Genomic DNA, 19,088 nt, shown 5'->3' on the forward strand with positions numbered 1-19,088 from the left:
AAAACCAAGTAAAATAAGACCTATGAAGCGCCATATTCCTAATATTATAACTTTGTTAAATGTTTTTTGTGGTTGTATAGCCACCGTGTTTGCAGTTTTGAACAAGTTGGAGGTGGCTGCCTTTTTTGTCTTTTTGGGTATTTTTTTTGATTTTTTCGATGGATTGGCCGCCAGGGCCTTGAACGTGAGAAGTGAGTTGGGGCTTCAATTGGATTCCCTTGCCGATGTAATTACAAGTGGTTTGGTGCCCGGCATAGTAATGTTTCAGCTGTTGAGTATGTCCTATAGCGGAGGATGGAACATTGGTCTTCAACCAGATTCGCCGGAGACCATGCATTGGGCCGCCTTCGACATTCCCTTGATTCCTTTTTTTGGGTTTTTAATTACTCTGGCCTCTGCCTATCGCTTGGCAAAATTTAATCTCGATGAAAATCAGGTTTCCTCTTTTGTGGGACTCCCTACACCTGCCAATGCCTTGTTGATACTTTCCTTTCCCTTAATATTGCTTTATCATAACAATGATTTTTTAAATACGATAATCTTGAATAAATGGTTCTTGATCGGGACAACGCTATTGAGTTCGTATCTGTTAAATGCCAATATTGGTTTATTTGCCCTGAAGTTTAAAAATTGGAGTTTTAGGGATAATGCTCTGCGCTATATTTTTATCGTAGTGAGTTTTGTGCTGATCCTCACCATGAAATTTATGGCTATTCCGGGCATAATAGCTTTTTATATTATAAGCTCTTTGGTGAATAACTTAAAAACACCGAAACAGGATTGATTACTTATATATATGGATCGACCTCAAAGTGGTCGGCCCAATCGATTAATAGAATAAAAAAATGGGTTGAACTTGGGAAGGATTGTTGCTTTGAACAATTTACGTTCAAAGGGATTAACTTTATTTAAAAATCCAATTTCTTTCTACGAAGCTCAAAATTCTGACCCAAATATACCTTTCTTACCATTTCATCGGCAGCCAGGTCTTCTGGAATCCCGGATTTAAGGATACCCCCTTCAAACATAAGGTAGGAACGCTCTGTAATTGCCAAAGTTTCCTGTACGTTGTGGTCTGTAATGAGAATACCGATATTCTTATTTTTAAGTTGGGCTACAATTCTCTGAATATCCTCAACGGCCACGGGGTCTACTCCCGCGAAGGGTTCGTCCAATAAGATGAATTTCGGATCTGTTGCCAAGGCCCTTGCTATCTCCGTACGCCTTCTTTCACCACCCGACAAAAGATCCCCACGGTTCTTGCGAATATGTCCCAGGCCAAATTCTTCAATGAGCGATTCCATTTTCATTAGCTGCTCCTTCTTGCTCAATTTGGTCAACTGAAGCACGCTTAGAATGTTTTGTTCTATACTCAATTTTCTAAATACAGAGGCTTCTTGGGCCAAATATCCAATACCATTTTGCGCTCTCTTGTACATAGGGAAGCGCGTAATTTCCATTTTATCCAGATAAATATTTCCTCCATTGGGTTTTATCAACCCCACTATCATATAGAAAGATGTTGTTTTTCCGGCACCATTGGGTCCTAATAAACCAACGATCTCTCCTTGGTTTACTTCCAATGAAATTCCTTTAACTACTTGACGCCCTCGATAGGACTTCATTATATTATCTGCTCTTAGCTTCATAGTACCTTTCTATTCCCCAAAACTAAGCCTTATATTAGTTTGGGAAAAGATATTGTAGATTTTTTAACCTTCTTGTTTTTCCAATTCCTCCCAATATTCATAGGCCCTTCTCAAGTGGGGGACTACTATAGTGCCGCCTACAAGGGTGGCAATGCCCAAAGTTTCCATGACTTCTTCCTTGCTGGCTCCTTCATTATAGGAGCTTTCCAGATGGTATTTTACACAATCGTCGCAGCGTAGAACAGCAGAGGCAACCAATCCCAATAGCTCTTTGGTCTTTACATCCAGAGCGCCGGCGGCATAGGCATTGGTGTCCAGGTTGAAGATTCTTTTTATAATCTTGTTGTTGTCCGCTAAGAGCTTTTCGTTCATTTTGGAACGATAGTCATTAAATTCCTTAACTTGATTTGACATTTTTCTTCTGATTTTTTTTGGCTTCCCTTCTTAATACCACCTTGGAAATGTAAATACTTATTTGGTATAGGATTAAAATAGGAACTGCCACAATTATCTGACTTGCAACATCCGGAGGGGTAATTACTGCGGATATAATAAGTACCACGACTAGGGCTATTTTTCTGTATTTTCGGAGTATTTCCGGGGTAACCAAACCTACTTTGGTCAAGAAATAAATGATAATGGGCAATTCGAATATTAAACCGCAGGCAATTACGGCTGCCCTTACGGTAGAGATATAGGAAACCAAATCTATTTCCCTCACCACTGAATCACTTATGGAGTAGCCTCCTAAAAAGTTAATGGACAATGGAGCTACTACGTAGTATCCGAACAATACGCCCGTAAAGAAAAGAAAGGAAGCGATAAAGATAAATCCCCTTGCGTTCTGACGCTCATTATCATACAGTCCGGGAGCAATAAATTTCCACATTTCATAGAGTACATAGGGAAATCCTATAATAAAACCTGCCCAAATGGAAGTCCAGATATGTGCGGAGAATTGTTCGGACATTTGCCTACTCTGAACCGTAAATTCCGGTTCAGTATTACAAAATGCCTCACTAAAACCCAATAACTTGGAAAAGTCGCAGAAAACGTGATAAGTGGGGAAATCTGGCATCATCGGGCCAAAAATGACCGTATCAAAAATGAATCCTTTCATTAAAAAAGCTACCCCTCCGATAATAACTACAGCCAAGGTTGATCTTATTAAATGCCATCTTAGTTCTTCCAAATGGTCCAGGAACGACATTTCATTTGGGGTCTTATTCTTTTTTGTCATTACAGTATGCCTTCTTTAATTAAATTGTGTAAATGTACTATTCCTTTGTAATTCTCTCCATCAACAACCAATATTTGTGAGATATTATTGGCCTGCATTATTTCCAATGCCTTTACGGCAAGGACGTCCGAAGCTATTGTTTTAGGAGTAACGCTCATGATGTCCTTGGCAGTTAGGCCATAAATATTGTCATACTTATTGAGCATACGCCTAATATCGCCATCAGTTATTATTCCAACAATTTTTTGGTCTTCCAATACCGCCGCGGCGCCCAACATTTTTTCAGAGATCTCTATGATCACAGATTTTACATCGCTTTTGGTGCTGACCTTTGGAATCTGGTTATTACTGGCAATATCGCCTACCCTTAAGTATAATTTCTTTCCAAGTGCGCCACCAGGGTGGTATTTTGCAAAGTCCTTGCTGCTGAACCCCTTAAGTTCTAGAAGGCAGATTGCCAGGGCATCCCCTATAACCAATTGGGCGGTTGTACTGGTAGTGGGTGCAAGATTGTTTGGGCAAGCCTCTTTTTCAACATAAGTGTTTAAAATATAGTCTGCCTGTGCCGCCAAAAAGGAGTCGGGGTTCCCGGTCATTCCTATTAACTTGTTTTTGCCCCTTTTTATTAAGGGTACAAGCATCTTGATTTCGGCAGTATTTCCACTTTTGGATATGCAGATAACCACATCGTCTTTCTGTACGGTTCCAAGATCACCGTGTATGGCGTCGGCAGCGTGCATAAATATAGATGGGGTACCTGTGGAATTTAAAGTGGCAACGATTTTGGAAGCGATCAGGGCACTTTTACCGATACCGGAAATAATGACCCTGCCTTTGGAATGTCTGATGCATTCCACCGCATTGGAAAAATCTTCGTTTAAGAGAGTCGCTAAAAAGGAAATTGCCTCGGCCTCATTTTCAATGGTTTTCTTTGCTATGGCCAATATAGCTTTGGTGTCGCTCAAAGTAAATTAAAGTTATGTGATGATTTTCCTAAAAGAAAGTCTTATCTTTATTTTACAAAATTACATAATCTTAAGTTTATAGAATATTTTAAATTTGAACAATTTATTTTTCAAATAAATACCTATTTAAAGGACAAAATTCCTTAACTTAAGGAATTTGATTTTTGGCGATGGCGTCAACATATAATATTAATAATGGTGAAGTACGGTATGGGTATAAATGAGATTGATTTACATGCCTCTCTAAAAAAGTATTTTGGATTCTCCCAATTCAAAGGTTTACAGGAAAATGTTGTTAAGAATATTGTACAAGGTAAAAATACCTTTGTAATAATGCCTACAGGTGGTGGAAAATCCCTTTGTTATCAATTGCCTGCGCTAATGCAGGAAGGTACTGCAATTGTGGTATCGCCCTTGATCGCATTGATGAAAAATCAAGTAGATGCAATAAGGGATGTGTCCAGTGAGATAGGGGTGGCCCATGTTTTGAACTCTTCGTTGACAAAGACGGAGATCAAACAAGTGAAGAATGATGTAAGTAGTGGGGTAACCAAGCTTTTGTATGTAGCCCCCGAGTCCTTGACCAAGGAGGAATATGTAGATTTTTTACAGGGAGAGAAAATATCCTTCGTGGCCGTGGATGAGGCCCACTGTATTTCGGAATGGGGACACGATTTTAGGCCGGAATATCGCAATCTTAAATCTATTGTTGGTAGGCTAGGGGATAATATTCCTTTAATTGCCCTAACTGCCACCGCGACCCCCAAGGTACAGGAAGATATTATTAAAAATTTGGGAATAACGGATGCCAAAGTGTTCAAGGCAAGTTTTAATAGACCAAATCTATATTACGAAGTTAGGCCTAAAACCCAAAATGTTGATGGTGACATCATTCGTTTTATAAAACAAAATTCCGGTAAATCGGGCATTATTTATTGTCTTAGTAGGAAACGGGTAGAGGAGCTGGCACAGGTATTACAAGTGAACGGTGTTAGTGCGGTACCATATCATGCGGGATTGGATGGTAAAACTAGGTCCAAGCACCAGGACATGTTCCTTATGGAGGATGTGGATGTAGTGGTTGCCACCATTGCATTTGGGATGGGGATAGATAAACCGGACGTTCGTTTTGTAATTCATCACGATATTCCTAAGAGCATAGAAAGCTATTATCAGGAGACTGGTAGGGCTGGAAGGGATGGGGGAGAAGGACATTGCCTTGCATTCTACTCCTATAAGGATGTGGAAAAACTGGAAAAATTTATGTCTGGAAAACCCGTGGCAGAACAGGAGATAGGAAACGCCCTGCTACAGGAAATTGTAGGGTACGCCGAAACTTCAATGTCCCGAAGAAAATTTATACTTCATTATTTTGGGGAGGAATTCGACGAAATTAACGGTGATGGTGCCGATATGGATGACAATACCCGAAATCCCAAGGAAAAGCAGGAGGCTAAGGACGATGTGGTTAAGCTCATCAATGTAGTAACGGGTACTAGCGAAAAATTCAAATCCAAAGAGGTGGTTAGGACCTTGGTAGGGAAAGTAAATGCCCTGATTTCCTCTCATAAGACCGACGAAAAGGAATTTTTTGGGATAGGAAATGATAAGGATAAAGGTTATTGGATGGCTCTGATTCGACAGACCTTGGTTGCCGGTTTACTTAGAAAGGAAATTGAACAATACGGTATTTTGCATGTAACCCCACTAGGGAAGGAATTTGTAAAAAATCCAGCATCATTTATGATGACCATGGATCATGTTTACAATAAGGAGACGGATGACGCTATTGTAAGCGCGGCCAAATCTTCTGGAGGTGTGGCAGATGATAATTTATTGAAGATCCTAAAAGATTTAAGAAAAAAAGAGGCCCATAAATTGGGTGTTCCGCCTTTTGTTGTGTTTCAGGATCCTTCCTTGGAAGATATGGCCCTTAAATATCCAATATCCTTGGATGAACTGGTCAATATCTATGGAGTTGGGGAAGGTAAGGCTAAAAAATACGGCAAGCCATTTGTAGATCAGATTGCTTCCTACGTTGAGGATAACAACATTTTAAGACCCGATGATCTGATCGTAAAAAGTACAGGTGCCAATTCCTCCCTTAAACTTTATATCATTCAGAATGTAGATAGAAAATTGCCATTGGATGATATCGCTTCCGCAAAGGGGTTGGAATTGAACGAGTTGATCAAGGAGATGGAACAAATTGTCTTTAGTGGTACCAAATTGAATATCGCCTATTGGATCGATGAGATTTTGGATGAGGATCAGCAAGAAGAAATCCATGATTACTTCTTGGAAGCCAATACGGACGATCTTGAAGTGGCCTTAAAGGAGTTTGATGGGGAATATGAAGATGAAGAGCTCCGGCTATACAGACTGAAGTTTATTAGTGAAGTGGCCAACTAACCGATGATCTATTGACTTTAAACAAAAGCAGCCATGCTAAATATGGCTGCATTATGCTTTACTGTAAAATGCTTTCTTTAATTAATAGTTAGCGGTCCATAAGTTTCGGTGGAATATTTATCGTACCGCCTTTTCCAATAACTGTAGTGTCATTTTCTGAGTATCCAATTTGGCATTGATTCCTATTGGGAGTGTAAAGTTGTTTTCTATATGGCCAAATGTCATCCCGTAAACTGCCGGTATATTCAGGGGTTTAATTCTATCCAGTATCACTTCCTTAAGTGTAAACGATTTGGGATCGGGAACACTATCACATCCTTTAAAAACACCTAAGGCAATTCCTGCCGCCTTATTAAAGGTCTTGCCCTGCATCAATTGGGTCAGCATTCTGTCTATGCGATAGGGGGCTTCTTCTATATCTTCAAGAAATACGATGGCATCCGTAAAATCAATTTCATGGGGGGTTCCTATTAGGGCATTTACCAAAGTTAGACTACCACCTACCAATTTTCCCGTTACAATTCCTGGTTTAATACAATATCTATCATATTCAGGTTTGCTGTATTCTTCTAGATCTGTAATTTCTACATTGTTTATAATGGGGGGCAATTCTTTGGATTTCATCACCACATTTTGCAGTTGCTCAATACTATAAGGATCATTGATGGTGCTCCCTACTGGTCCGTGAAACGTAATAAGGCCCGTTTCCTGATGTATCCCATTTAAAAGCGCTGTAATGTCGCTAAAACCAATTAAGGCTTTGGGGTTTTTTCTAATAAGATCATAATCTATTAAATGCATAATCCTAGTGCATCCATATCCCCCACGTGCGCAAAGGATGCCGTCTACCTTTTTATTCGCGAACATTTCGTTCAAATCTGCAACCCTTTCCGCATCCGTATTGCTGAAGTAACCATAGTTCCCGTGTATGCGATCCGTATGGTAAGGTATAAATCCCATTTTTTCCAAAGTCTCTTTGGCCTCTACAAGAACCTCGGGTTTTATGGCGTAACCAGGTGCAATAAGACCTATAGTATCTCCTTTTTTTAATGCTTTGGGCTTTAGGGGTACAAGGGGCGATTTTCTTTCCTGTGGATTGGCAAAAATTGTTGATGGTACTAGGGTGGCTACCCCTGCCCCAAGGGCTGTTTTAAAGAACTGTCTCCTTTTTTTCATTAAGCTTATTTTCTATCACCTAAATATATAAAAAATAGCATAAAAAAAGTCCGTCATAAACATGACGGACTTCATTGTTCAAATATAATAGTTCTACATTCCCAAAGAGGAGGAGTCCTCTTTGGATTTGGACCTTCTTAGCTGTCTTTGTATTTTTTTAATAGCAGATTCAATAGATTTTTCCGGCTCTATGATATTGTACTCGCCCCAAAAATCCGGGTCTGAAAACCCGATGGCCTCATCCTCTAGAATTATGGAAGATTTAATACGGTCCTTAAATTTGGGCGATTCGCCTGTGGTGTTCTTCTCCCAGTCGGTAATGGCCATTTCGCAGGTCATGCTGTATACCGAATTGAAAAGTCGATCGTCCCAATTAATTTTGAATTCCAATAGAACATTGCTGTACCCGTAATACCATTTTCCGTTCTTTTCCCTGTAATCCACACGGTACGCAATATCCGTTGGCCATACATTGGCATGGGCGGGTTTTTTACGAACGAACATTTTGGCTGCCTTGTCCCGGTCCGTAATGTTCAAGGAATATATGGCGCTGGTCAGAATTTTTTTGTCGGCATCAATATACAGTTTGCCTTGGTACAAGGGGTCTGTAATGGATTCCTTTTGTTTGAAATTGATAACGAAGATAAGTTTGTCGTTAACTTTGGTGGAGTTTTCAAAGCTAAAGTTATAATCATCAAACGTTTCTTCCGTAAAGATGTATTGTGGGTATTTGATCATGTCCACAAAGAGGGTGTTAAAAGGTCCTCCTTGCAGTTTAATGGCCAAGGTGTCCAGTTTGTCATAATCGGTGCTCTTCCTCGCTTTGTAGAGCTGTAATGCGTCCCTACGATCGGAATTGTAGGGAGACTTGTAAATATTTACCACGGCTTCGGATAAAGAAACGTTTTTCCTTCTTTTTTTAATGGTTTCCCTGTAAAAGGCTGTCATTAAGGTGGGGTCGTCAAAATAATTTTCACCTTTCCTAAGCAGCGTTTCCTTGACCAGGGCTTTAGCGTCTTTAGGAACGGCGAGGCTCACCTCGGATAATTCCATAAAACTTACTGTCAGTTCAATTTCGTTTTTATTTTCCTTCAACTGGCTTAAAGGGATCGTTCTGGTCTCGTATCCCAAAAAGGAAACACTAACCTGTCCTTCGCTAATGTCCTTGGGGACTTTCAATGAAAAGTAACCCTCGGTATTACTAACGGTACTAATATTGGTATTATCAATGGAAAGAGTGGCGAAGACCAATGGGTTTTTGGTTTCACTATCAATAATTTTACCTTGATATTGGTTAAATGAATTTTCCTGTTCCTGCATGTCTTGATACAGGAGGGCCGCCGAAACGGAGGGCGTTACCCCTAAAAACAATAAAAAAGATATTGCAGCTATAAGGGGGAATTTACTAAAAAGAGTTTTTTCGAGTTTCATCTGTTTAAATTTAATTGTTCTAATCGCCCAGTGGTATTCGCAATAAATTTAAAAGTAATTGGTGCAGGTTGGTAAAGGTAACGTAGGTTAAGCATTCAGTGCTTATATCAATGAACGATTGTCTTCCTAAGTTAGTGATTTTTAATGAAATACCCTATTAAAATTTTGTTTAATTTTCAGGGTGGTTAAGACGGTGAAACACCCGCTATTGGTGGTTGGCTTTCCTGCGGGTGATTTAAACAGGCTTGTGTTTGCTCCGCATTTTTTGATATTGGCAATATGGGAATTTTGCGGCTAAACCTAATTGCAATGTCGCTTTTGGGAAAACATAATTGCAATTAGGCCAACACGTATAAAGTTATTTATACTGCTGTTTTTATTGGAGAGGTTACACCCCCCCTATAATAAGGTGGGGTATATGTTAGTTAATGGATAATATCGTTTAAAAAAGTCTGTTTTAGGAGTTAGGTCAATTCTTTCTACGTACCTCAAATATATCCGTTCTTCTGTCTTTTAGGTTTCTAACGCTTCCAAATTGGTTTAGCTCCCTCAGCAGATCAATATCCAGATCAACGATCAAAATCATTTCGGTATTTGGTGTAGCTTCGGCCTTTATTCCATTGGCCGGAAAAGCAAAATCACAGGGTGTAAATACCATGGACTGAGCATATTGTATGTCCATATTATGTACCTTGGGCAAGTTGCCCACGCTCCCTGCAATGGCTACATAACATTCGTTTTCAATGGCCCTTGCCTGTGCACAATTCCTGACCCTGGAAAACCCATTTTGGGTATCGGTGAGGTAGGGAACAAATAGAATATCCATTCCTTCATCAGCCAATAGTCTACTTAATTCCGGAAATTCGGAATCATAGCAGATCAAGATACCGATCTTGCCGCAATCCGTGTCAAATACCTTTAGTTCCTTGCCTCCCTGCAATCCCCAAACCCTTTCCTCATCGGGAGTAACATGCAGTTTTTCGTATCGCTCCCTGGTACCGTCACGTTTACAGAGATAACCTACATTGTACAATTTTTCATCCACTACTTCCGGCATACTCCCCGTAATTATATTGATGTTATAGGAAATTGCCAACTCGGAAAATCGCTGAACAATGGTTGTAGTGTAATTAGCCAGTTCCCTTATGGCCGCAGATTCCGATAAATGATTGTGTTCGGCCATTAAAGGGGCATTAAAGAATTCGGGAAATAGGGCAAAGTCCGAGCGATATCCCGAAACGGCATCTACAAAATACTCTGCTTGTTGCAGTACGTCATCCAGGTTTTTGTAAGGTCTCATCTGCCATTGGATGAGCCCGACCCTTACAACCTTTTTTACAACGCTAGCCTCTATATTCTTCTTCTCATAGTAAATGTTGTCCCATTTCAAAAGTACCGCGTAATCGCTGGAAGCAGAATCACCTTCCAAATAGTTTTTTAGAATTTTACTGGGATGGAAGTCGTTGGAAATTTGGAAGTTAAGTACAGGGTCGTTTATTTCCTTGCGTTTTACTTTTTCAATATATTCCTTGGGAGATAAGGTGTCTTTGTACTTATGATAGTTGGGGATTCTACCTCCAAAAGCAACCCCCTTTAAATTTAAACGCTCGCATAGGTCTTTTCTGTAATCATATAGTCTACGACCCAACCGCATACCCCTATATTCAGGTTTTATAAAAACATCGATACCATACAGTACATCACCTTCCGGAGAGTGGGTGTTAAAGGTGTAATTTCCGGTTATTTGCTGGTAGGTATGTTTATTTTCAAATTTATCATAATCCAGAATAATGGACAATGCGCAGCCTGCAATATGGCCATTCACTTTTATGACTACCTGTCCCTCCGGAAATTTGGAGATTAAATTATCTATTTGATGTTCCCGCCAGTAAGATTCCGGCATAGTGGTGTAAGATTCTATCATGGCCGTTTTAAGCTCTTGATAGTCATCCACGCTTAAGTACAATAACTCAATATTTTCTATTTCTTCCATCTTCATGGCCATACTTTTAAAATTAAATTAGAGGGGCAGTTTATTGTTTTTACTTGTGATGGGTCTTGGTAGAATCGGAAATCATTTCATTGATTTCACCCAATTCCTTTTCGGATAAATATCGCCATTTACCTACTGGGACGTCCAATTGAATATTCATGATCCTGATTCGCTTTAGGGCGGTTACATTGTAGCCCAAATACTCGCACATTCGCCTTATCTGACGGTTTAGCCCTTGTGTTAGAATAATCCGAAATTGGAACGTGCTTATTTCCTCAATTTCGCACTTACGGGTTACCCGATCCAAGATGGGCACCCCATTGGCCATTTTTTCTAGGAAAACCTTGGTTATAGGCCTGTCTACGGTAACAATATACTCTTTCTGGTGCTTATTTCTGGCCCTTAATATCTTGTTTACGATATCTCCGTCATTGGTCAATAGAATTAATCCTTCACTAGGTTTGTCCAATCTTCCAATTGGGAATATCCTGGTTGGGTAATTTATGAAGTCGATAATATTGTCCTTTTCCACCCTGGTATCGGTGGTGCAAACAATGCCAATAGGTTTGTTGAAGGCTATATATACGGGCTTTTCTTGAGGTTCGGAAATAAGCTCCCCATCCACGCGTACCTCGTCGGCCATGGTTATTTTTGTACCCATTTCAGGAACCTTTCCGTTAATGGTTACCCTACCTTGCTCTATAAGTTTGTCCGCGGCCCTGCGCGAACAATACCCCATTTCACTTAAAAACTTGTTTATTCGGGTGGCTTCCTTCTCTTTCATATACGCTCCTTAAGCCCGATTTCCACATCGGATTTAGGGGCGAAATATACTTAATTAAACGCTTATTATTGTTAACATTGGTATAAGATATTTCACCCCTATTTCTTCTACAGTAAATTTTGGCAAGTAATTATTTTTTTAACGGATCTGCATTCTCCATGTAAATTTCCTTTCCAAGTTCTTGGTTCAATTTTTTAAAGAACAATATTTCTGCATAGAATTGCCAATCGAAATTTATGGTTTGATTGGCCAAATGCACATGATGGTCCTGATCCAGAATGTAATTGTCCGGTTTGTTCAATATACGGGTTTTGCCATATACCATTTCCAATTCCTTTCTTAGGCTTCCAAATTCGGATTCCAACTCCTTTAGCTTGGAGGCCGTGGCCATGATGTCCTCCCTGCTTTCCGCAATGTCGTAATCACGAAGGGCCAGTAACATTTTTGGACTATAACCCGCCAGTTTGTTTACCTGTTCATATACTTGTAGGTTGTGGTCGTTGCGCAGGGCGAGTGAACGGGCATTCTCAATTTTCTTTGCAATACTATCTGTTTGGGATAGGGTTTGGGCGGCTGTCTTTAAACGCTCTTCATTGGCCAAGCTCCAGGCTCCTATATTTTCTTTGTTCGGAAAGTCAATAACAGCTTCTTCCAGTGGATCTTTCATCTGATGAAGGAAGTTGCGTTGGTTCTTTTTAAGAAGGGCATTTTTCCAAAAGGCCACGGGGGTTTCAAGATCGGTAATAAAAGCCTTATTGCCATCGGCCAAGGTGTACCCATATTCCCTTTGTCTAAAGGCCGACTTTATTTCCTCTTTACTGCGTTTATCGCCAACCCAGGAATATTCGGCAAAGGCCAAGATACCCCTCATGTACAGTTCAAAATGTGGAGAATCATCATCCCATAAAGTCAATAATAACCCATTTAGGCCGCTGTCTATGGAGCTAACGGCAAAGGAACGTATGTTTTCCATATTGCTTTCTTCCTGCGGCATTAATACCCATCTGGTTTGCCCCGCCGTGGCACCCATAACCTCCATGCCATGATCCGTAAACCATTGCATGGCCTTGATGTTTCCTAAGGCTTGTGGCGAACTATAGTTCCATCGCATATAAATGCAATTCTTAGGGAAGATATCCAGAAACTCCAATAATTTGTGCTCGTTATCCTTCCAAACCTGGTCCACTTCTTCTTGTGTCATATCTTTTTTGAACATAGGGTCGTAAACGTCTGCCTGTTTTAGGGGCATATCATCCCAAAAAATAGGAGTCTTTCCATGTTCTTCAGCAAATTTGGCCACTTTGTCCAACCACATTAGCTGTAATTTTAAAGGCGACTCCTTGCTACCTCGTCCAGTAGTGTGTACTTCGTCGCCCCCAACATGCAGGTATCTACCGTAGGGAAAAGCCTCCATGGCATCCAAATAAAGGTCAAATTGTACTTCATAAGTCTTGGGGTCAAGGGGATTAAAAGCCCAATCGCTTTCGGGACTGTCCCTAAGCTCCGTGTATTCGGGATGCTTTAGAATAAACGAGGCATGGCCCAAACCTTGTACCAACGGACTAATTTCTATATGTCGCTCTTTGGCATAATCGCTGATATTTTTCCATTCCTCAATACTCAAGGCATCTGCGGAGGCGACTGTAGGTTGACGTTTAAATTTTAATTTGTCCTCAACTTCCAGTATAATGCCGTTGATTTTGTAACTGGCTAACTTATCCAGAAGTTCATAGTAGTATTCTGTTTTTTCCAAATGGTGTTTTACATCCAAGTGGACCGAGCGATATGCCAATGAAGGGTAATCCTTTAACTGGCATAATGGTAGGTTTACCTTTTGGTCCTTCGCATCCTCCATTAATTGTTCCAAGGTTTTTAACCCATAAAACAAACCGGCTTCATCCTTACCTATAATTAGAATCTGGTCGTTGGTAATGGTCAGGGTGTAACCTTCGGCAGGAGTATCTAGATTGCCATCCATCTCGTAGCTCAAAGTATATTTGCCTTCATCTCCAAGTAATAATATATCGTTATTAATTATAGGCAGTACTTCCCCGTTTTTTGCTTCTGCTTTTAGGGTTGCATCGTGCGAAATTGAACTAACCCCAGTGACTTCAAATTCTTGTGGTTGAGGTAATAATTTAAAGTCGCCCATCTTGTTCTCTTTAGGGGAACAAGAGAAGAGTAGAACGAATAATGTCAATAGGTAAATGCCGGTAATTTTTCTCATGAAATTTGTAATTGGTAGTTGATTTTGGATTTAGAATTTTAATTAATAGGTAAAAATATTGAATAATATTCAAATACGAAATCTTTTTTGGAAATTGGCCCAAAGCCGTATCGAATGATGAATATTATGGGCTCAATAGCTTTCTTGCATTGCACTTTAGACCCCAAATTGTTCCAGATGATGGTTGAGATGTTTGTAAAACAAATTATTCCATTCCGTTTTGGTCAATGGGCCAAATGAATGTGATTCCTTATTGTGAAAATGATCCTCTCCAAGTTCTTGGGTTTTTGTCAAATGGTCTATCAATCGCTTCTTTTCCTTATCAAAATCCCTTTCGTCCACGATTAGGAAAGCAGGTGCTGTGCGGCTATTTTTTTTGTATGGTTTTTCATTGACCACCGTTGGTTTTACAAAAAGTTTAAGCATAAGTTTCATGGGACCCTTGGGTTTGGGATGCTTATCCGTATACACCATTTCATAGGAAACATTGCAGTGGGCCAACATTTGGGCAACATTCATCTTACCCCAAATTCCGGTACTTTTTGAGGTTAATCTATTAATTCTTCCTATTAGCTCATCTACTACTTTTTTTTCAAAAATGTTTTTCATCTTCTGGTGTTTTTAGTTGTTACTGTTTCTTGTTCAGGAGGTATGGTTTTGTTGCTAAATATACCCAAGAATGGCAAGGTTTGCGGGTTTTCGTCAATTATTCCTGTGGGTTGGCTTAACCGTATTAATATATTATTTGATATCTAGGTGAAATTAAAATCTGTACACTACAATGATTTTCGGTTCCCATATTCCCTTATGTTTGGGCTTACGTCCAAAGCTATACATAAAATATAATGCGTCACCGGCAAATCTGCTAAATTGATTTTATAGGAATTATTTTACCATAAACAGGGCATTGACGAAGAAGAGCTTTCCATTTTCCCAAAATCCCCTAAACAATGGGTTGTCTACCATATAAATAACCTGTCCCTTGCCCACTTCCTCAACACCGAATACCAATGTGTTTGTAATTTTTTTCTTTGCCTCACTTCCTGCAAATCCCGCAATATGTGAATTGGCATTTTCCAAGTAGACCACGGTCCCGGTCTCTAAATTTTCAAAGGCATCATCGCTCAATTTAAGGGTAAAATAGTGGTCGCCATAACCGTAGGCCAATGGATGTGTCTGGTCGACTTTGGTTTTAAAAATGGCACCGGTAATGGCATTTTTAATGTCTTCCCGCTCCGCTTCTTCATATGGGAGTATGTTTTCTGTGCTGTCTTTTTTTATTTCCTTTTCCTTAATGGCAAACCCATGTTCACCATTTATAGCTCTTATAGCTCCTTCCATGGCAATCAACTTTCCACCATTGGATACAAAGTCCTTCAACTCTTGCAGTTTATTTTCCGTGAAGAATTTGCTGTACCATCCGTTTGGCAGAATAAGGACATCGTATTCGGATAAATCCACCTCGTCATAATATTCGGTATCCAAAATAGTTAGTGGATAATGAAGTTGTTGTTCAAAAAAGTGCCAAATTTCTCCAAATTCGAGGGTGCTGGTAGGTTCTCCAGACAGCATGGCTATTTTGGTATCCGTAATCATAGGCACATAACTGGAACCAAAATCATTTCCTTTTTCAACAAATCCTGTATTGGTCGGTGTCAAAATAGTCTTATTGTATTGTGCAATCCGGCTTAGTGTCTCCACAAAATCCTTGTGGTTTCTATTGTCCCCTTTGGTAATGATGAGGCTGCCCCTATCAAATTTTTTGCCTTCTGCCCAAAAAGGATTTTTTGCAAAACGCACCCTAATATTTTCTTTTACCAATGCGGTTAAAAAACGGGCATCCTTCATGCTGGACCAATCACTTATATAAGCATAGGTGTCCAGGCTAACGTTGGCTCCCTTAGTCGGTTGAGGCTCCCGGCTCCCGGATGGGTCGGACTCTACCAGCGATTGGGAAGCAATAGCCTCCAAACCATATGCGTAGGGTAAGGACCATGCAGTTATATCATAGGTCAAAGAATCACTTAGCTTGGTATTGGGCTCCATAAGTACTTGGGCCAAGGTTCCTTTGACCTGGTTGGTGGATACTACCAGATTGGCAGGGGTGGTTTTCAAGGTGCCCAATTTTCCTGAGCTATAAAGATGGCCCTTGGCAGTGCCTTCCTTTGCCCAGCCATATTTAATCTCATGGGAATTGAGTAGTGCCGCAATGGCATCAATTTTATCGGGATCCCCATTCAAAACATAACTTTTGTATTTGAAATTTTTATTCTGATAAAACTTCTTGAATTCCCTGTTTAATTTTTCCATGTTTTTGGAAGCTACTTCTACAGTAGACAGGCCAGTTGTAAGATGATGGGCTATACGATCGTGTAGGGTAAGGGTATCCCCTATAAAAGTTCTAACACCCAGGCCGGCACGCCCGCTACCGCCTTGCTCATAGGTCATACCTATGCCGCCATTATATGTGGGGTAGGTATCACCATAACTAGGATATAATAGGTCGAAAACTTCTTTTGTAAAATAAAACCAGCCATTGGCATCAAAGTACTTGGCATGGTTCTTCCCTATGGTAATTTGAAAATCGCGCTGAAAATCGGTTACCACCTCATGAAAGGGTTCTGCGGCCGGGGCAAAATAATAGGGGTTATTTACGCCTTGTTCATGAAAATCAACATGTACATGCGGTAACCACTGGTTGAAAACTTTTATCCGTTGCTGACTCTCTACCTGTGTAAGCCATGCCCAATCCCGATTAAGGTCGAACATATAGTGGTTGGAACGCCCGTTAAGCCAACCTTCATGGTGCTCCTTGCTATTGGGATCTATGTTATTAGGGGTGTTCTTAAATTGGTTGTACCAGTTGACATATCTATCGCGACCATCCGGATTAATGCACGGATCCATGATTACCACCGTATTTTCCAAGTAACTGGACTTGCTGGTCAAAAGTTCATATATGGTCTGCATGGAGGCTTCGGTACTTACGCTTTCGTTGCCGTGAACATTATAACTTAGCCAGACTATGGCCTTGGTGGGCGATCCCTGACCAGTGGTATTCTTTAAGTGCTCCAATCTGATGGATTCCAAGTCAACTATGTTTTCCGGGGTGGAAACATAGGCCACGATCAGCGGCCTGCGCTCATTGGTTTTTCCATATTCTACCAATTTAATGCGGTCTGAAGCATTTTCGGCCAGATATTTATAGTAATCTACCACTTGGTGATGCCGTGTAAATTCGGATCCCAATTCATAACCTAAAAAATCGGAAGGAGATAGTAATGTTTGGGAAATACCGTAGGTGGTTGAAAGGAGAAAAAAGGATAGTAGAAGTTTTTTCATTTAAATCCATTGATTTGCTAAGAATCAAATCTAAGGAATATTCGTGATATTAGTGGCCTTCCATGAATACTTGCCATTATTTGGATTGGGCAAGCGGTGCACCAAAAAAATATTAAAAAAGTGAATATTAAACTTCTTAACGTATTTTTAGGAACTGAAAAAAGGGATAATTTTATCTTTACCAGCTATTACCAACATTTCTATGGAAGTCGAATGCATACCCTTTAAAAAAACTGGCTATTTTTCCAATTTAATATGTGATTATCTGGATGGGAAGGAAACTTTGTCTCCTTTCTATGACAGGCCTCCGCAAATAGATCAGTTTACCGAACAGATAAAGGCGAAGCAAAATTTTCCCAGCTCCCATCGTGAAGTTCTGTATTCGGTTTTGAAAAATCAGTACAGGAATGTTGATATTTCAGAGGATACCAAGGTAAATATATCGCTTCTTAAAGAAACCTCAACGTATACGGTTGTAACCGGCCATCAATTAAATTTATTTACAGGGCCATTGTATTTTTTGTACAAGATCATTTCTACCATCAATTTGACCAAGGAACTGAAGCTGGCCAATCCGGAAAACAACTTTGTGCCAATATATTGGATGGCCACGGAGGATCATGATTTTGATGAAATAAATTACTTCAATCTTAAAGGTAAAAAATTACAGTGGAATAAAAATGTTTCCGGTGCGGTGGGGCCATTGGGAACGGATGGACTGGAATCGATACTAGAGGCTTTTTCCAATGAAATGGGCAACAGTATAAATGCCAGTAAGCTTAAGGAATGGTTTAGTAGGGCATATTTGGAGCATGATAATCTTACCGATGCGACCCGTTTTTTGGCCAATGAACTTTTTGGTGAACACGGCCTGGTTATTTTGGATGGGAACAATACCGAATTGAAGCGTTTATTGGTGCCCTTTGTTAAGCGCGATTTGTTGGAAAATACTTCCTACAATAAGGTTGTTGAAACTATAGATCAATTACAGCAGCTGCCGGAAAATTACGGTATACAGGTAAATCCAAGGGAAATCAATTATTTTTATTTGTTGGATGGTGTCCGGGAAAGAATTGTGGAGCAGGATGGCAGATTTTATGTGAATGACACTAAAATTGAATTCAGCCAGGACGAAATTCTAAAAGAATTGGAGAATTACCCTGAACGTTTTTCGCCCAATGTAATTACCAGACCTCTTTACCAAGAGGTGATATTGCCCAATCTATGCTATATAGGAGGAGGAGGCGAACTGGCGTATTGGTTGCAATTGAGAGCCATGTTTACGGAAATGAAGGTTCCGTTTCCTATATTATTGCTCCGTAATTCCGCTTTGGTCATTACCGGAAAGCAGATGGAAAAATTAAAACGAATGAATATCTCGCTTGCCGATATATTTTTAAATCAAAGTAGTTTTATCAATAAGAAGATTAGGGAGATATCCAATATTGATATCGATTTTACACCACAAAGGAAACATTTACAAGAGCAGTTCAAGGACCTGTACGAACTGGCCGCCAAAACGGATGCCTCTTTTTTGGGGGCTGTTAAAGCCCAAGAGGTTAAACAGTTAAAGGGATTGGATAATTTACAGGGAAGGTTGCTGAAGGCCCAAAAAAGGAAGTTGCAGGATCATGTGGTGCGTATGACGGAGATTCAGAATCAACTTTTTCCCAATAAGTCGCTTCAAGAGCGCAACCTTAATTTTTCGGAGCTTTATCTTGAGTATGGGGAGCGGCTGATTCCACATTTGATGAAAGCGCTCAAGCCACTTTCCGGAGAGTTTTCTGTTGTAAAAATGGATTGATCCATACCGATTTATTACAATACCTGACGGGTTTGTAGACAGTCAAAAAGGTTATATTTGTTAAA

At 40.0% G+C, this 19,088-nt stretch carries 14 protein-coding genes; 3 read left to right on the plus strand and 11 right to left on the minus strand.

All coding sequences use genetic code 11. The features are described 5' to 3' along the window. Nucleotides 1–22 precede the first annotated feature (22 nt). Nucleotides 23–784 carry a CDP-alcohol phosphatidyltransferase family protein gene (locus BUA60_RS13010; protein WP_072862722.1) on the plus strand — a complete coding sequence of 254 codons (762 nt, stop codon included), beginning with the start codon at nucleotides 23–25 and terminating at the stop codon, nucleotides 782–784. A 124-nt stretch (nucleotides 785–908) separates the two neighbouring features. On the opposite strand, the gene lptB is transcribed toward BUA60_RS13010, so the two are convergent. The 4 genes from lptB to BUA60_RS13030 all read right to left on the minus strand — a co-directional run bounded on the left by lptB (nucleotide 909) and on the right by BUA60_RS13030 (nucleotide 3,854). Beyond that, nucleotides 909–1,649 (minus strand): LPS export ABC transporter ATP-binding protein, encoded by a 741-nt coding sequence (gene lptB / locus BUA60_RS13015; RefSeq protein WP_072862320.1) that lies wholly within the window; start codon nucleotides 1,647–1,649, stop codon nucleotides 909–911. A 63-nt stretch (nucleotides 1,650–1,712) separates the two neighbouring features. After that, entirely contained in the window at nucleotides 1,713–2,063 is a 351-nt protein-coding gene (locus BUA60_RS13020; RefSeq protein WP_031442895.1) for a carboxymuconolactone decarboxylase family protein, read from the minus strand. After that, the gene (gene tatC, locus BUA60_RS13025) at nucleotides 2,047–2,889 is read right to left on the minus strand and encodes a twin-arginine translocase subunit TatC (RefSeq protein ID WP_072862322.1); all 843 of its coding nucleotides are present in this window, start codon (nucleotides 2,887–2,889) and stop codon (nucleotides 2,047–2,049) included. The genes BUA60_RS13020 and tatC overlap by 17 nt, the downstream gene beginning before the upstream one ends. Then, complete coding sequence (locus BUA60_RS13030; RefSeq protein ID WP_072862324.1) at nucleotides 2,889–3,854, minus strand: KpsF/GutQ family sugar-phosphate isomerase; 966 nt, start codon at nucleotides 3,852–3,854, stop codon at nucleotides 2,889–2,891. The genes tatC and BUA60_RS13030 overlap by 1 nt, the downstream gene beginning before the upstream one ends. Nucleotides 3,855–4,064: 210 nt before the next feature. Between BUA60_RS13030 and recQ the strand changes: the two genes are divergently transcribed. After that, nucleotides 4,065–6,266, plus strand: coding sequence for a DNA helicase RecQ (gene recQ / locus BUA60_RS13035; protein ID WP_072862724.1), 2,202 nt, complete (start codon nucleotides 4,065–4,067; stop codon nucleotides 6,264–6,266). 117 nt (nucleotides 6,267–6,383) lie between these two features. On the opposite strand, the gene BUA60_RS13040 is transcribed toward recQ, so the two are convergent. The 7 genes from BUA60_RS13040 to BUA60_RS13070 all read right to left on the minus strand — a co-directional run bounded on the left by BUA60_RS13040 (nucleotide 6,384) and on the right by BUA60_RS13070 (nucleotide 17,219). Beyond that, entirely contained in the window at nucleotides 6,384–7,442 is a 1,059-nt protein-coding gene (locus tag BUA60_RS13040; protein ID WP_072862326.1) for a S66 peptidase family protein, read from the minus strand. A gap of 93 nt (nucleotides 7,443–7,535) precedes the next feature. Continuing rightward, on the minus strand, nucleotides 7,536–8,873 hold the full coding sequence (locus BUA60_RS13045) for a carboxypeptidase-like regulatory domain-containing protein (RefSeq protein ID WP_072862328.1): 1,338 nt from the start codon (nucleotides 8,871–8,873) through the stop codon (nucleotides 7,536–7,538). A gap of 469 nt (nucleotides 8,874–9,342) precedes the next feature. Next, nucleotides 9,343–10,872, minus strand: a complete 1,530-nt coding sequence (locus BUA60_RS13050) for a bifunctional GNAT family N-acetyltransferase/carbon-nitrogen hydrolase family protein (protein ID WP_072862725.1) — start codon at nucleotides 10,870–10,872, stop codon at nucleotides 9,343–9,345. 43 nt (nucleotides 10,873–10,915) lie between these two features. After that, nucleotides 10,916–11,650: a 23S rRNA pseudouridine(2604) synthase RluF gene (gene rluF / locus BUA60_RS13055; protein WP_072862330.1), complete on the minus strand. Its 735-nt coding sequence runs from the start codon at nucleotides 11,648–11,650 to the stop codon at nucleotides 10,916–10,918. A 130-nt stretch (nucleotides 11,651–11,780) separates the two neighbouring features. Further along, nucleotides 11,781–13,877 carry a beta-N-acetylhexosaminidase gene (locus BUA60_RS13060; protein WP_072862332.1) on the minus strand — a complete coding sequence of 699 codons (2,097 nt, stop codon included), beginning with the start codon at nucleotides 13,875–13,877 and terminating at the stop codon, nucleotides 11,781–11,783. 156 nt (nucleotides 13,878–14,033) lie between these two features. Next, nucleotides 14,034–14,486: a DUF1569 domain-containing protein gene (locus tag BUA60_RS13065; RefSeq protein ID WP_072862333.1), complete on the minus strand. Its 453-nt coding sequence runs from the start codon at nucleotides 14,484–14,486 to the stop codon at nucleotides 14,034–14,036. Between the two features lie 276 nt (nucleotides 14,487–14,762). Further along, the gene (locus tag BUA60_RS13070; RefSeq protein ID WP_072862335.1) at nucleotides 14,763–17,219 is read right to left on the minus strand and encodes a M14 family metallopeptidase; all 2,457 of its coding nucleotides are present in this window, start codon (nucleotides 17,217–17,219) and stop codon (nucleotides 14,763–14,765) included. A gap of 202 nt (nucleotides 17,220–17,421) precedes the next feature. Here BUA60_RS13070 and bshC point away from each other — a divergent pair, with 202 nt between their 5' ends. Next, complete coding sequence (gene bshC, locus BUA60_RS13075; RefSeq protein WP_072862337.1) at nucleotides 17,422–19,023, plus strand: bacillithiol biosynthesis cysteine-adding enzyme BshC; 1,602 nt, start codon at nucleotides 17,422–17,424, stop codon at nucleotides 19,021–19,023. Nucleotides 19,024–19,088: the final 65 nt, after the last annotated feature.

The organism is Arenibacter palladensis (assembly GCF_900129275.1).
In the GTDB taxonomy this organism is placed as follows: Bacteria; Bacteroidota; Bacteroidia; order Flavobacteriales; family Flavobacteriaceae; genus Arenibacter; species Arenibacter palladensis.